This window comes from Kitasatospora sp. NPDC041917 (assembly GCF_055589745.1).
Window position 1 is genome coordinate 19795 of sequence record NZ_JBVJBI010000025.1, and the last position, 13220, is coordinate 33014.

A 13220-nucleotide genomic window follows, 5' to 3' on the forward strand; every position below is an offset into this window, starting at 1 on the left:
GCCGTGAAGAGAGTGCCATGCCGATCCACCTGGTGCCCCAGCCCGTCCCCACCGTGCCCGCGCAGGGCGAGTCCGGAGCCGCCTCGCTGGGCGCGGACGCGTACGGACGGGCCGCGGCCGACGAGCCGGCCGTCCTGCGGTTCTCCGGGCTCCGCCTGGTGCACGCCGCGCTGCGCCGGGACCTCGCCCGGCTGCCCAACGGGCTGCGGCTGCTCCAGCCCGACGAGGACGACAAGGGCGAGGCCCTGCTGCGGCACTGGAACTTCATCACCGCGATGCTCACCTGCCACCACGAGCAGCAGGACACCCGGCTGTGGCCGATCGTGCGCCGCTTCGCGCCCGAGCTGCGGCTGCTGCTCAACTGGCTGGAGGACGACCATCACAACCTGGACCACTCCTTCACCCGGGTCACCACGCTGGTGCGGATCGCCAGCCGGGACACCGGCAGCGCCTGGCCGGTCGCGTACGCGATGGAGGACCTCGCGGCCCGGCTGGAGACCCACCTGCGGATCGAGGAGCGGCAGTTGCTGCCCCGGATGGAGCGGGTGATCGCCGACGGCTCCCGGCTCGGCGGGCTGGGCGAGCTGCTGGACCTGCTGCGCCTGGCCGACGGCCCCGGCACGGCGGACGCGCTGGCCTGGCTCCTGGAGGGCGTGGAGCCCGAACTGGTCGAGCGGCTGCTGGCCGAGTGCGACGACGACGTGGCCCGCAACTGGCCGCACTGGCACGCGACCTACCAGCGCTGCACCTCGCCGCTGTGGGGCCCGCCGGACGCTCCGGCCGCCGGCGCCGGCGCCGGCGCCGGCGCCGGCCTCGGCCTCGACGGACTGGGGCGCATCGCGGACTGACTCCGGGGCTCTTCGCGGGCCCTTGATCTACGCGCGTGGCATGAGCCGGAGGCAGGGGACCGCGGCATATGCCGAGCCGGTCCCCAGAGCGGGGGAGATCTCAACTCCCCATGCCCCCTAGGGGATTCGACCCATCGCTCTCGGGGTCGGGCCGCCCCGGCCGCTCCGGGCCGCACCAGGGAAGGCGTCACGCCGACGGCTGATGGCGGGCCGTGCCCGCCGCACTACCGTCGACCGCATGACCACAGCGCGCAGCACACCCGGCCCGCACCGCACCCGCCCCGGGACCCGCCTCCGACGCGGCCCCGCGTTCCTCGTCGCCGGCGCCGTCCTGGTGCTCGGCGCCGGACTGACCGCCTGCGAGGGCGGCGTGGCCCTCTGCCTGGACGACCACAAGTGCACCGTCGGCATCAAGACCGACAAGGCCGACGGCACCAAGACCGTCAAGGTCTTCGGCGGCGACAACCCGATGAGGATGACCGTCGGCCACATCGGCGACAACTCGGCCGAGGTGACCGTCGGTGACGACAGGAAGACCGCCACCAAGGACTCCGAGACCTCCGTCGGCGGCGTCAGGATCACCCTGCGCAAGACCAACAAGGACGACCACTACGCCGAAGTGCACATCGAGCGGGACTGACCGCCCCGGGCACGACGAAGCGCTCCCCGGCCACGACGAAGCGCCCGGCCACGACGAAGCGCCCGGCCACGACGAAGCGCCCGGCCACGACGAAGCGCTCCCCGGCGCCTACCCCGGCAGGCGGTTGAGCCACTCCATCGGGGCGACCCGGATCGCCGTGTGCGGCGAGCCGTCCCACTCCGCCGGAAGCCCGACCGCCTCCAGTGCGGCGACCACCGCCCGCCCGACCTCCACCGTCCGGCGCTCCGACACCTCGGCCGTCTCCTCCCCGGCGCGGAACCCGCCGTAGCGCAGCATCAGCCCCCGCCCGGCGGCCGCCGCCTCGGTGTCCTGCTGATGGAAGAAGACGAAGCCGACCGAGTCCGTCCCGGCCTCGCCGCCGATCTCCGCGTAGCCGCAGCCCGCGCAGCAGGTGAAGTCCATCGCCGCGACGATGCCCCGGTCCTCCAGTGCGTCGAAGGCGTCCGCCAGCCGGTCCACGTCGGTGGTCTCCGGCCAGGCCGCCTGCTCGGCCAGTCGCTCGGTCCACAGCGGGGCGAGGATCCGCTCCGCCTCCTCCTGCGTCAGCCCCCGGTCGTCGAGGTGCTCGACCAGGGACTCGGCCATCTCGTCCGGCTCCTGGAAGCCGCACCGGATCAACTCGCGGGCCCGCTCCTGGGCTTCGCGCAGCACGTCGGGGGTGGGAACCGTCTCCTCGGTCATGCCCGCATCCTCGCACCCGCCGCCGACAACGCCCGGGCCTCCGGTGCGACGCCCGGGCCTCCGGCGCCGCCGTCCCGATACCGCCCTGCTACCGTCCGCCGGTGACTTCTCTGCTGCAACCACCGCTGATCACCCGGCTGCTGGCCGCCGAGCGCATCCTGATCGCCGGAGCCGGCGGCGGCTTCGACGTGTACGCGGGGCTGCCGATCGCCCTCGCCCTGCGGGCCGCGGGCAAGGAGGTGCACCTGGCCAACCTCTCCTTCACCCACCTCTACGGCCTGCCCCTCGACGTCTGGGCGGAGCCCGACGTGGCCCGGATCGGGCCGGACACCGCCGCCCCCGAGGGCTACTTCCCGGAGCGCACCCTGGCCCGCTGGCTGAACCGGCACGGCATGCCCGACACCGTGTGGGCCTTCCCGACGGTGGGCGTGCAGCCGCTGCGCGAGGCCTACCGCGCGTTGGTCGCCCGCCTGGGCGTGGACGCGATCCTGCTGGTCGACGGCGGTACCGACATCCTGATGCGCGGCGACGAGGCAGGACTCGGCACCCCCGAGGAGGACATGGCGAGCCTGGGCGCGGTGGCCGGCCTGTCCGAGGTGCCCGAGCGGCTGGTCGCCTGCCTCGGCTTCGGCGTCGACGCCTACCACGGCGTCAACCACTCCCTGGTGCTGGAGAACCTCGCCGCGATCGACCGGGCCGGCGGCTACCTCGGCGCCTTCTCCATCCCGCGCGACAGCCGGGAGGGCGTGCTCTACCTGGACGCCGTCGAGCACGCCAGGGCCGCCTTCCCGGACCACCCCAGCATCGTCAACGGCTCGGTGGCGGCGGCGCTGCGCGGCGAGTTCGGCGACGTCCGCTTCACCGAGCGCACCAAGGACGAGCAGCTCTTCGTCAATCCGCTGATGACGCTCTACTTCGGCGTCACGGTCGAGGCGCTGGCCGCCGGGAACCGGTACCTGGACCGGCTGGAGCACACCGTGCTGACCCGCCAGATCGCCACCGTGATCGCCGAGTTCCAGGACGAGCTGCCCCGCCGGCGGCCGCCCCGGCAGTTCCCGCACTGATCCGGAGCGCGGGCGCGGAACGCCGGTCAGAACGCGGCGAGCCGGAACTCCAGGTTCCCGAACCGCACCTGGTCGCCCGGGCGGACCGGTACGCCGCCCGCTATCCGGCGCCCGTTCACATGGGTGCCGTTGGTCGAGCCGAGGTCGTACAGCACCCAGCCGCCCTGCTCGTGCCGCAGTTCGGCGTGGCGCCGGGACACCGAGGCGTCGTGCAGCCGCAGTCCCGAACCGGGGATCCGGCCGATCGTCAACTGCCCGGCCCCGGCCTGCGGCAGGCTCAGCCCCGGCAGCCGCTCGGTGCGCCAGGCCCGGCCCAGCCGGTCGCCGAAGGCGGACGCCCGCCCGACCGTGCGCAGCACGAAGCGCTCGACCGGCCCGCCGGTGGGCAGCCCGGCCACCGCCGCGTCCAACTCGCCGCGGCTGGTGGCCTGCAGGACGATGTCCATCCGGCCGAGGAAGGTGTCGTGCGAGAGCCGCCCGCTGCCCGCGCCGTCCCGCAGCACCCCGAGCGCCTGGTCCCGCTCGGCGTCGGAGGGTCGGACCGCGCCGGTCGGACCGGCCGCGCCGGTGGGGAGCTCAGGAGTCGTCATGGCCAAATTGTCGGCGCGGCCGACTCGGGCTGTCCAGATCACGCCGTGCACGGGCGCGGGGTTCGTACGTCACGGCAGTCCAGACGCCCTTTCCGGCCGGGCGGTTCCGCGTGTTCCGGGCCGCCCGGGCGGGGTGCTCCGGCCGTGCCGCCCGGCCCGTTCCGGGGCGCCGTACGGGCCGTCAGGCCTTGCGGGCGGCGGCCAGGATCTTCTCCGTGGTGTGCAGGAACCGGGAGGTGACCGTGCCCCGGTAGGCCCTGCCGAACATGTCCTTGGTGACCCACTTGCCGTCCCGGAGGTGGATCACCACGTACGCGGCCCCCGGGTCGGCACCGAGCACCTCGACGTCGCCCTTCGGCGAGCGGTACGGGAAGGTGAATTCGCCCGGCAGCGGCTCGGAGAGGAAGGCGACGACCAGCCGGACGTCCGGCGTCACCTCGACGCCCCGGAAGGGCTCGGCGGCGAGCAGGCCGGCCACCTCGTCCACCGTCCGCAGCAGCGCCGGCACCGGGTACCCGAGCGCCTGCTCCAGGTGCTCCTCGATCCGCGCGGTCAGCGCCGCGCGGTCCGGCTCGTCGGTGGTGAAGAAGACGTTGCCGCTCTGGATGTAGGAGCGGACGTTCCCCAGGCCGAGCTCGGTGAACAGCGCCCGCAGCCGCTCCATCCGCACCGTCCGGCCGCCGACGTTGACGGCCCGCAGGAAGGCGATGTACGTGGTCGTGGTGGTCACCCGGTCAGTGTGGCACCGGCCACTGACAGCGGCCCGGCGCCCCTGCTCCGCGGGACCGCCCCGCCCGGCCGCCCGCCTTCGCGTCCGCCGTCCTGCCCCGCCCGCCTTCGCGTCCCGGCCCCCGCCCGTCCGGTCGTCCGCGCACGGCGGCCGTCGGTGCCGGGTGCCAGACTGGCGCCATGGCTACCTGGCAGGATTTCGAGCACGAGGCCCCCGATCTGGCGCCCCTGGTCCGGGCCCGGTTCGAGGCGAACAAGCACCACGTCATGGCGACGCTGCGCAAGGACGGATCGCCCCGGGTGAGCGGCACGGAGGTCGAGTTCGTCGGCGCCGACCTGTGGATCGGGTCGATGTACGGCGCGGTCAAGGCGCGTGACCTCCAGCGCGACGCCCGCTTCGCACTGCACGCGCACCCGGGGGACGAGACCATGGCCGGCGGGGACTCCAAGGTCTCCGGCAGGGCGGTGGAGGTCACCGACGAGACCGAACTCGCCGCCTTCGCCGCCGATCTGCCCGAGGCGCCGCCCGGCCCGTTCCACGCGTTCCGGCTGGAGCTCGACCAGGTGGTGCACACCTCCGTGGAGGGCGACCACCTGCTCGTGCACAACTGGCACCCGGGTCGGCCGGTGGAGCGGATCCAGGTCCACTGACCGGCCGATCCGGCCGCAAGGCCCCTACGGCAGGACGGACTTGAGGGCCTCGGGGGTGCGGGCCACGACGGCGTGCCCGTCGTCCGCGGTGATGATCGGGCGCTGGATCAGGATCGGGTGCTCGGCCATCGCCGCGATCCAGCGGTCGCGCTCACCCGCCTCCCGGGGCCAGCCCTTCATCCCCAGGTCCTTCGCGACCTGCTCGTCGGTGCGGGTGATGTCCCACGGCTCCAGGCCCAGACGCTCCAGCACCTGTACCAGCTCGGCCGCGGTGGGCGGCTGCTCCAGGTAGCGCCGCACGGTGTACTCGACTCCGGCGCCGTCCAGCTCGCCGAGTGCGGCCCGGCACTTGCCGCACCGCGGGTTGATCCAGATCTCCATGCCGGTCACCCTACCGAGCCGTCCGCGCCCGCCCCGCCCCGCCGCGCGCATCGGCCCGCCCCGCCCCGCCGCGCGATTCCGGTGGGTACGGGAACTCCGCCGCGCCCGACGGCGGTTGACCGGACAGGAAGCGTGATCTCGGGAGGGGAGCACCGGATGGACGGCGCGGCGATCATCGAACAGCTGATGACCACGGAGGTCAGGACCGATCCGTACCCGCTGTACGCCAGGGCCCGCGAGCTGGGCCCGGTGGTCCCGGCCGGGGACGGCATGTTCGTGGTGAGCGGCTACGCGGCGGTCAACAAGGTGCTGCGCACGCCCGCCTTCGGGGTGGCGACCGCCGAGATGATGGCCGGACTGGCCCCCGAGTACGCCGTGCACTCCTCGCTGGCCCTGTTCGGCCGCTCGATCCTCCAGCGCAACGCCCCCGACCAGCCCCGGGTCCGCTCGCTGATCGCCTCGGTGTTCACCGCCCGCCGGGTCGCCGCGCTGCGCCCGGCCGTGGAGACGGCGGTCGACCGGCTGCTGGACGGCATGGCCGAGCAGGGCGCCGACGGCTCGCCGGTGGACTTCATGGACGCCTTCGCCTTCCGGCTGCCGGTCGGGGTGATCTGCGAGCTGCTCGGCGTCCCCGAACAGGACCGCTACCGCTTCCGCGACCTCGCCTCCGACCTGACCGTCGCGCTGGAGATCATCCAGGACCTGGACGAGCTGGCCGCCGCCGACGAGGCCGCCGACGAGCTGGCCCGCTACTTCACCGAGCTGGCCGCCGAGCGACTGGCCCGGCCGCAGGACGACCTGGTCACCGACCTGGCCCGGATCGCCGCCGCGGACGACGAGCGGCTCTCCGCCGAGGAGCTGCTGGCCAACCTGGTGCTGCTGCTGGTGGCCGGCTTCGAGACCACCACCAACCTGCTCGGCAACGGCCTGGCCCTGCTGTTCCGCCACCCCGAGGCGGCCGCCGGGCTGCGCAGCGGCGCGATCACCCCGGCCGGGTTCACCGACGAGGTGCTGCGCTTCGACTCCCCGGTGCAGGCCACCGGCCGGGTCGCGCTGGAGAAGGGCCTGAGTGTCGAGGGCCTGCCGATCCCGCCCGGCCACGCGGTGACCCTGCTGATCGGCTCGGCCAACCACGACCCCGCCCGGTACGAGCACCCCGAGGTGTTCGACCCGACCCGGACCGACAGCCAGCCGCTCAGCTTCGGCGGCGGCACCCACTTCTGCCTGGGTTCCCAGCTGGCCCGGCTGGAGGCCGAGGTCGCGGTGCCCGCCCTGCTCGACCGGTTCCCCCGGCTCGCCCCGGGCGGCGTCCCGACCCGGCGCGACCGCCTGGTGCTGCGCGGCTACGAGACCCTGCCGGTGACCGTCCGGTGACCGTCGGGTGACGCGCGGTCCCCGGGGCCGGGGATTTGGCTCCTCCGGCCCCGGGGACCGGGACGTTCGGCCGTTCGTGGCTGGGCCGTTCGTGGGAGAGCATGGAGGGACGAAAGCGGCCAATCCGGACCGATCACCCGGAACGGCCACCTGCCAGGAGGTCCCACCGTGCGCACAGCACCCCGCCCGCCGCGCCCCGCGGCGCTGGAGCCCAGGGTTCCGCGCTGGGTGCCCTGGCTGCCGGTGCTCCTGCTGGTGCTGGACCTGGTCGCCGAGGCCGTCGTCCCGGACGCCGTCGCCGCCGGCTTCCTGCTCACCGCACTGCCCGTGGTGGCCGCCTTCAGCTACGGCCCGGTGCTGACCGCCGTCACGACGGCCGGCTCCCTGGCGCTCCAGCTCGGCCTGGCGCTGCGCGCGGACCACGTCAACGAGCAGCACCACGTCTGGGTCTACATCGCCACCCTGCTCTCCGGCGTCATGGGCACCGCGCTGTCCTGGCAGCGCACCCGGCAGAACCGCAACCTGCTCCAGGCCCGTACGGTCGCCGAGACCCTGCAGCGCACGGTGCTGCGTCCGGTGCCCGAGCGGGCCGGCGGGCTGCGGGTGGCCGGCCTCTACCGCCCGGCCCAGGCCGACGTGCTGGTCGGCGGCGACCTGTACGAGGTCTGCGACACCCGCTTCGGCGTGCGGGTGCTGCTCGGCGACGTCCGGGGCAAGGGCCTGGGCGCGGTCCGCACCGTCGCCGACGTCCTCGGCGCGTTCCGGGCGGCCGCGTACGACACCCCCGGGCTGGTCGAACTCGCCGACCAGCTGGACCGCGCGGTGCTGCGCGACGCCGCCGACCGCGGCGACGACGAGCTGTTCGTCACCGCCGTCCTGCTCCAGTACCGGCCCGGCTCGGACTGCGTGGAGATCGTCAACCGCGGTCACACCACCCCGCTGCTCCTCGGCGGGGGCGGCATCACCCCGGTGTCCTGCGCCGACGAGCTCCCGCTCGGCCTCGGCCACCTCGGCCCCGCCGACGAGCGCAGCAAGGCGGTCGCCGTGGCGCTGCCCCCGGGCCACACCGTCCTGCTCTACACCGACGGCGTCAGCGAGGCCCGCGACACCGCCGGCGCCTTCTACCCGCTGGCCCCCCGCCTCGCCGCCCTCGGCACCACCGCCCCCGACCGGGTGGTCTCCTTCCTGGCCCAGGACGTCCACCGGTACGCCGGCCTGCTCGCCGACGACCTCGCCGTCCTCGCCCTCACTCCGGACGTCCCGTAGGCCCGGACCACTCCCAGAGGTTCGCGAACAGCTCCGCCTGCTCCCGGGCGTCGTCCAGGGCGTGGTGTGTATGAGGGAGGTCCGGCAGCAGCTCCGGCGGCATCGACCGCTTGCCGATCCCGGCGAACGGCACCCCGGCCCGCGCCGCGTACAGCGTCTTCAGATCCAGGCAGCCGGAGTGGCCGAACGGGCTGGAGCCGGTGAACCGCACCAGGTACCAGTAGAGGAACTGCCAGTCGTACACCGCCGGGTAGCCCACCATCACCGGCCGGTACCGCTGCCCGCCCGGCCCGCGCCGCACCCCCTCCACCCAGCGGCCGAACTCCCGCATCGCCGCCGCCGGATCGGCCCCGTCCGCCTGCAGCGCCGCCCGGTCCAGCCCCGACACCGCCAGCGCCTCCGGGACGTACTCCGCGCTGATCGGCCGCAGCTCCCGGTAGAACGCCGCCGCCCCCGCCGGCGGCCGCCGGAACCCCTCCCCGTCGTGCCGGCCGGCCACCACGGCCCCGAAGCTCAGCATCGAGTACGGCCCCGGGATCGGCCCGTCCGACTCCACGTCCACCGACACGTACACCGTCGGGGTGACCTTCTCCCTGTGTCCCATGGCCCCATCCAACTCGGCCCGGCAACCGCTTTTCCCGCCCTCGTCCTTCCTGTCGCCCGCTGTTCGCCGCCCGTCGCCCCGGTCACCCGGACGGGCCCGCCGGGATGCCCCCGGGCGCGGGAGTGCGCAGGCTGCTGGCAACGACCGGGCCCGACCGGGCCCGGGGCGGACACGCCCTGGCGCGCGGCACGGGAGGACGAGATCGACAGGACACGGACGGCGGACCACGCCGGGGGAGCGGGCGCGACGCTGCTCGCCCGCTGCGCCCTGCTGACGGTCGCGGGGGCCGTCGGGGTGCTGCTGTTCGCGCTGGGGGAGGGAGGGCTGCTGGTGCTCGCGGCCGGGCTGCTCGGACTGGTCGTCTGGGCCGCCGGCGTCTGGTGGTTCCTGGCCTACCGGGGCGCGGTCCGGCTGTTCGGGCTGCTCGTCGCGATCGCGGCGCCGGTCGCGGTGCTGGTGTTCTTCGCCCACCACCGGCTGTGGCTGACGGCCCTGCTCCTCGTCCTGATCTGGGGCATCGCGCTGGCCCTCGCCCGTGCCGCGCTGCGCCGGGCCCGTCCGGAGCCGCCGATGCGCGGGCGTGCCGCGACCCGGCCGCTGCGACCGGTCCTGATCATGAACCCGAAGTCCGGCGGCGGGAAGGTCGGCCGCTTCGGGCTCGTCGAGCGGGCGGAGGGATACGGCGCCCGGGTGGTCCTGCTCGACCCCGCCGCCCCCGCCGACGTCGCCGAGCTGGCCCGCACGGCCGTGGCCGAGGGCGCGGACCTGCTCGGCGTGGCGGGCGGCGACGGCACCCAGGCGCTGGTCGCGGCCGTCGCCGCCGAGCACGGCCTGCCGTTCCTGGTGATCTCCGCCGGCACCCGCAACCACTTCGCCATGGACCTCGGCCTCGACCGCGACGACCCCTCCCGCTGCCTGGACGCGCTGACCGACGGCGAGGAACTGCGGGTCGACCTCGGCGAGGTCGCGGGCCGGGCCTTCGTCAACACCGTCTCCTTCGGGGTGTACGCCGACGTCGTGGAGCGCCCCGAGTACCGCGACGCCAAGGCCGGCACCGCGCTCAGCCTGCTGCCGGACCTGCTGGTCGGCGAGGGCGTACGGCGGGTCGACGTGAGGGCCGACGCCACCGTGCTCACCGCCCAGCAGGCGCTGCTGGTCAGCAACAACCCGTACGGCTCGACCGACGACCTCGGCATCGGCGGCCGCCGACCCCGGATCGACAGCGGCCTGCTCGGTGTCCTCGGCATCCGGGTGGAGGGTGCGGCCCAGGCCGCCGACCTGGCCGTACGCGGCACGCAGTCCACCGGGCTGACCGCGCTGACCGCACGGCGGGTGGAGGTGACCGCGGAGGAGGACGAGATCCCGGTGGCGGTCGACGGCGAGACGCTGCGGATGCCCGTCCCGGTCGTGTGCACGCTGCGCCCGCGGGCCCTGCGGGTCCTGGTGCCGCGCGACCGCCCCGGCGTCCCCGCCCCCGTGCCGTCCGTGAACTGGCGCCGGCTGGCCGCCCTCGCGTTCGGCCGCTCCGACCCGGGCACCGGCGACAGCTCCGGTTCCGGCTCCGGCCACAGCTCCGGCCACAGCTCCGACCCGACTGCGGAGGGGCCGACCCGTGACTGACCACCCGGACCACGACGCCACCCCTCCCGTCCCGCCGCCCGTCCCGCCTCCCGCATCGCCGTCCGTACCGCCGTCCGTACTCACCGACCTGCGGGCGCTCGACGGAGCCGTCTACGCGGCCGTCGCCGCCACCTCCACCCCGACGCTCGACTCCGCGCTGCGCCGGCTCTCCAGGGCCGCCGACCACTCGAAGATCTCGTTGGCCGTCTCCGCCCTGCTCGCTCTGCGGCCCGGCCGCCCCCGACAGGCGGCGGTGGCCGGGGTCGGCGCGGTGGCGCTGGCCTCGGTGGCGGCGAACCTGGTCGGCAAACAGCTGGTCCACCGCCCCCGGCCCGACCGGGAGCTGGCGAGGGTGACCGTCGGCCGGCAGGTGGCGATGCCGGAGTCGGCCTCCTTCCCGTCCGGGCACACGGCCTCGGCGACGGCCTTCGCCACTGCCGTCGGCGTGCTGCTGCCACCGCTGGCGCTGCCGCTCGGCGCGCTGGCGACCGCGGTCGGCTACTCCCGGGTCCACACCGGCGTGCACTACCCGGGGGATGTCGCGGCGGGCGCGCTGCTCGGCTTCGCGGCCGCCGTGGCGTCCCTGGCCGTCGTCCGGACCGTGCCGCCGAGCCTCCCCGAGTGAGCGGGCCTCCGGGCCTGCACCGGGCAATTGAACGTGTGTGCGCTATCTTCTGCCGTGAGCATTTTCCCCCGGCAACGATCAGGTTCCTCGGGCCGCCGCAAGTCCGCCAAGGGCGGCCGACTCGCGGTCCTGGACGGATTGCGCATCCTGGCCGCGCTGATGGTGGTCTTCCACCACTACGTCGGCTACGGCGGCGGTACCAAGCCCGAGGACAGTGCCTGGGGCAAGCCGGTCGATCAGGTGTTCCACCGCGCCTCCTTTCTCGGCGCCTATCTGTGGACCGGCATCTGCCTGTTCTTCGTGATCAGCGGCTTCGTGATCTGCATGAGCAGCTGGGGCCGTCCGGTGGGCGACTTCGTCCGCTCCCGGGTCATCCGGCTCTACCCCGCGTACTGGTTCGCCGTCCTGCTCACCACCGCGGTCGTCACGGTGTGGCCGCTCGTGCGCCAGCCGCTCCCCTCGGAGCAGGTGCTCGCCAACCTGACGATGTTCCAGGAGGGCCTGGGCATCAAGGACGTCGACGCCGTCTACTGGACGCTCTGGATCGAGCTGCGCTTCTACCTGCTGTTCGCCATCGTGGTCTGGCGGGGCGTGACCTACCGGCGGATCGTGGCCTTCTGCTCGATCTGGACGGTCGCCGGCATCGTCGCGGCGAGCACCAAGTGGCCGGTGCTCGACTTCTTCGCGATGTCGCAGGTCTCCTCGTTCTTCGTCGCCGGCCTCGCGCTCTACCTGGTCCACCGGTACGGTCCCAACCTCATGCTCTTCGGCATCGTCGGCATCAGCTGGATCCTTTCGGTGCTCTACACCATCCAGCACCAGAAGGACGTGAACCCCTACCTCGGCCGCGTCGACCTGCCGACCTGGCCCGCCGTCCTGCTGACCAGCCTCTCCTACCTCGTCATGATCGTGGTCGCCCTGGGCTGGGGATCCCGGATCCAGTGGCGCTGGCTCACCTTCGCCGGCGCCCTCACCTACCCCCTCTACCTCCTCCACGAGACCATGGGCTGGACCGCCCTGCGCGCCCTCCACGAGCGCGACGTCAAGCCCTGGACGGCGGTCGCCGTCGTCACCGCCGGCATGCTCGTCGCCTCCTGGCTGGCCCACCGCCTCATCGAGAAGCCCCTGACGCCCCGCCTCAAGACCGGCATGACCAGGAGCATCGACGAGCTCCGCGCCGCCGAACCCCTCCCCCCGCAGCCCGCCCCACCGCCGACCCGGACCCCCGGCGCCCTGGAAACCGTCACCACCCCCTGGGCCACCGCCTTCACCCCCAGGGACACCCACCCGCCGCAGCAGCACACCCCCGACTCCTACTGACCCACCCCACCCCCGCGGCTGAAAGCAGTACGCGCCGGGCGGCCGGCCCGACCTCCGTCGGACCGCCCGCCCGGCGCGTGCTGTCAGCCCCACGGCCCTCTACAGGTCGTAGTTCTGATCGAACATGCCTCTGACCTGCGAAAATATGGGTCTCGCGGAAGATCATTTCACAACCGGTGCACATGCCGCTGCCACAACTGATGAGGCGCGCTGATAAGTACCGAGTGGTGACGAGGAGATCGTGTCGGCCGCTCGTCGTAGGTCGCTACGCAGCGTTCTAGAACTAGACCGACATCAATCGCGTCGGCGCCCCCCACCCGCCGGGGCGCGATGGCCCGTTGTGCGTGGGCTGCCGCGAGTCGGCGAACGGGAGTAGGCACGCCGGGGCTCCGAGTGCCTGTCCGACCAGGACGCCCCCAGTCCGGCCCGCTCCAGCTTGACCACCTACCACCAGCAGGCGCAGACCGTGCAGGTCCGGATAGACAGGTCGGCGAGGTCTGGGGTCTGCTCGCCGACCTTGTCGAGGTCGCTGATACGGACGAGTGGGTGGGTGACGACTCTGCACGATGTCGCCATGGCCGGCCGTGTGAGGCGTTCGTACCACGAGCATGCGGAGGGTCGGAGCGTGCAGCAGGCGCAACGGGATCTGCGCGCGCTGGTCACCGCCCTGATGCTCGAACCGGTCGGCCGTTCTCGAGCCGGGTACTACACGGTCGGAATTCGTTTCCCGGACAGTGGACTGAAGGTGACACGCACCCTGATAGGCCTCGTCGACCCGTTCGCCGGCTGAGCCGCTACTGGCATCC

The 13220-nt window shown here is 73.9% G+C and carries 15 protein-coding genes; 10 read left to right on the top strand and 5 right to left on the bottom strand.

Annotated features, from left to right (window positions below; genetic code table 11):
* Positions 1–17: 17 nt before the first annotated feature.
* Both ACZ6EM_RS26710 and ACZ6EM_RS26715 read left to right on the top strand, forming a co-directional pair.
* On the top strand, positions 18–848 hold the full coding sequence (locus tag ACZ6EM_RS26710) for a hemerythrin domain-containing protein (protein WP_465773406.1): 831 nt from the start codon (positions 18–20) through the stop codon (positions 846–848).
* Positions 849–1086: 238 nt separating this feature from the next.
* Positions 1087–1488, top strand: a complete 402-nt coding sequence (locus ACZ6EM_RS26715) for a hypothetical protein (RefSeq protein ID WP_359896962.1) — start codon at positions 1087–1089, stop codon at positions 1486–1488.
* A 108-nt stretch (positions 1489–1596) separates the two neighbouring features.
* Here the strand turns inward: ACZ6EM_RS26715 and ACZ6EM_RS26720 are convergent, their stop codons facing one another.
* The gene (locus ACZ6EM_RS26720; RefSeq protein ID WP_387689314.1) at positions 1597–2190 is read right to left on the bottom strand and encodes a DUF6891 domain-containing protein; all 594 of its coding nucleotides are present in this window, start codon (positions 2188–2190) and stop codon (positions 1597–1599) included.
* Between the two features lie 101 nt (positions 2191–2291).
* Here ACZ6EM_RS26720 and ACZ6EM_RS26725 point away from each other — a divergent pair, with 101 nt between their 5' ends.
* Positions 2292–3254, top strand: coding sequence for a DUF1152 domain-containing protein (locus ACZ6EM_RS26725; protein WP_465773407.1), 963 nt, complete (start codon positions 2292–2294; stop codon positions 3252–3254).
* Between the two features lie 26 nt (positions 3255–3280).
* Here ACZ6EM_RS26725 and ACZ6EM_RS26730 read toward each other — a convergent pair whose 3' ends face one another.
* On the bottom strand, positions 3281–3844 hold the full coding sequence (locus tag ACZ6EM_RS26730) for an FHA domain-containing protein (protein ID WP_401054848.1): 564 nt from the start codon (positions 3842–3844) through the stop codon (positions 3281–3283).
* Positions 3845–4025: 181 nt separating this feature from the next.
* Positions 4026–4574, bottom strand: a complete 549-nt coding sequence (locus ACZ6EM_RS26735; RefSeq protein ID WP_465773408.1) for a DUF1697 domain-containing protein — start codon at positions 4572–4574, stop codon at positions 4026–4028.
* 179 nt (positions 4575–4753) lie between these two features.
* Here ACZ6EM_RS26735 and ACZ6EM_RS26740 point away from each other — a divergent pair, with 179 nt between their 5' ends.
* Positions 4754–5224, top strand: coding sequence for a pyridoxamine 5'-phosphate oxidase family protein (locus ACZ6EM_RS26740; RefSeq protein WP_359896970.1), 471 nt, complete (start codon positions 4754–4756; stop codon positions 5222–5224).
* Positions 5225–5248: 24 nt separating this feature from the next.
* On the opposite strand, the gene ACZ6EM_RS26745 is transcribed toward ACZ6EM_RS26740, so the two are convergent.
* Entirely contained in the window at positions 5249–5605 is a 357-nt protein-coding gene (locus ACZ6EM_RS26745) for an arsenate reductase family protein (RefSeq protein WP_401053451.1), read from the bottom strand.
* A 132-nt stretch (positions 5606–5737) separates the two neighbouring features.
* On the opposite strand from ACZ6EM_RS26745, the gene ACZ6EM_RS26750 reads away from it, so the two are divergent.
* Positions 5738–6979, top strand: a complete 1242-nt coding sequence (locus ACZ6EM_RS26750) for a cytochrome P450 (RefSeq protein ID WP_452178365.1) — start codon at positions 5738–5740, stop codon at positions 6977–6979.
* Between the two features lie 168 nt (positions 6980–7147).
* Positions 7148–8245: a PP2C family protein-serine/threonine phosphatase gene (locus ACZ6EM_RS26755; protein WP_359896975.1), complete on the top strand. Its 1098-nt coding sequence runs from the start codon at positions 7148–7150 to the stop codon at positions 8243–8245.
* Here ACZ6EM_RS26755 and ACZ6EM_RS26760 read toward each other — a convergent pair.
* Positions 8226–8849, bottom strand: coding sequence for a 3'-5' exonuclease (locus tag ACZ6EM_RS26760; RefSeq protein WP_380540287.1), 624 nt, complete (start codon positions 8847–8849; stop codon positions 8226–8228). The genes ACZ6EM_RS26755 and ACZ6EM_RS26760 overlap by 20 nt on opposite strands.
* A 201-nt stretch (positions 8850–9050) precedes the next feature.
* Here ACZ6EM_RS26760 and ACZ6EM_RS26765 point away from each other — a divergent pair, with 201 nt between their 5' ends.
* From ACZ6EM_RS26765 to ACZ6EM_RS26780, 4 genes are all read left to right on the top strand, one after another.
* Positions 9051–10469 (top strand): diacylglycerol/lipid kinase family protein, encoded by a 1419-nt coding sequence (locus ACZ6EM_RS26765; RefSeq protein ID WP_465773430.1) that lies wholly within the window; start codon positions 9051–9053, stop codon positions 10467–10469.
* Positions 10462–11094 carry a phosphatase PAP2 family protein gene (locus tag ACZ6EM_RS26770; RefSeq protein WP_401054590.1) on the top strand — a complete coding sequence of 211 codons (633 nt, stop codon included), beginning with the start codon at positions 10462–10464 and terminating at the stop codon, positions 11092–11094. Before ACZ6EM_RS26765 ends, ACZ6EM_RS26770 begins: the two co-directional genes overlap by 8 nt.
* Before the next feature lie 54 nt (positions 11095–11148).
* Positions 11149–12414 (top strand): acyltransferase family protein, encoded by a 1266-nt coding sequence (locus ACZ6EM_RS26775; protein WP_465773409.1) that lies wholly within the window; start codon positions 11149–11151, stop codon positions 12412–12414.
* 625 nt (positions 12415–13039) lie between these two features.
* Positions 13040–13204, top strand: coding sequence for a hypothetical protein (locus tag ACZ6EM_RS26780; protein ID WP_465773410.1), 165 nt, complete (start codon positions 13040–13042; stop codon positions 13202–13204).
* The last annotated feature ends 16 nt before the right edge of the window (positions 13205–13220 follow it).

What these genes read in the sequence shown, in the direction of transcription:
- ACZ6EM_RS26710 (WP_465773406.1), top strand. Translation starts at nt 18, where the DNA reads ATGCCGATCCACCTGGTGCCCCAGCCCGTCCCCACCGTGCCCGCGCAG.
- ACZ6EM_RS26720 (WP_387689314.1), bottom strand. Translation starts at nt 2,190, where the DNA reads ATGACCGAGGAGACGGTTCCCACCCCCGACGTGCTGCGCGAAGCCCAG.
- ACZ6EM_RS26715 (WP_359896962.1), top strand. Translation starts at nt 1,087, where the DNA reads ATGACCACAGCGCGCAGCACACCCGGCCCGCACCGCACCCGCCCCGGG.
- ACZ6EM_RS26760 (WP_380540287.1), bottom strand. Translation starts at nt 8,849, where the DNA reads ATGGGACACAGGGAGAAGGTCACCCCGACGGTGTACGTGTCGGTGGAC.
- ACZ6EM_RS26730 (WP_401054848.1), bottom strand. Translation starts at nt 3,844, where the DNA reads ATGACGACTCCTGAGCTCCCCACCGGCGCGGCCGGTCCGACCGGCGCG.
- ACZ6EM_RS26740 (WP_359896970.1), top strand. Translation starts at nt 4,754, where the DNA reads ATGGCTACCTGGCAGGATTTCGAGCACGAGGCCCCCGATCTGGCGCCC.
- ACZ6EM_RS26745 (WP_401053451.1), bottom strand. Translation starts at nt 5,605, where the DNA reads ATGGAGATCTGGATCAACCCGCGGTGCGGCAAGTGCCGGGCCGCACTC.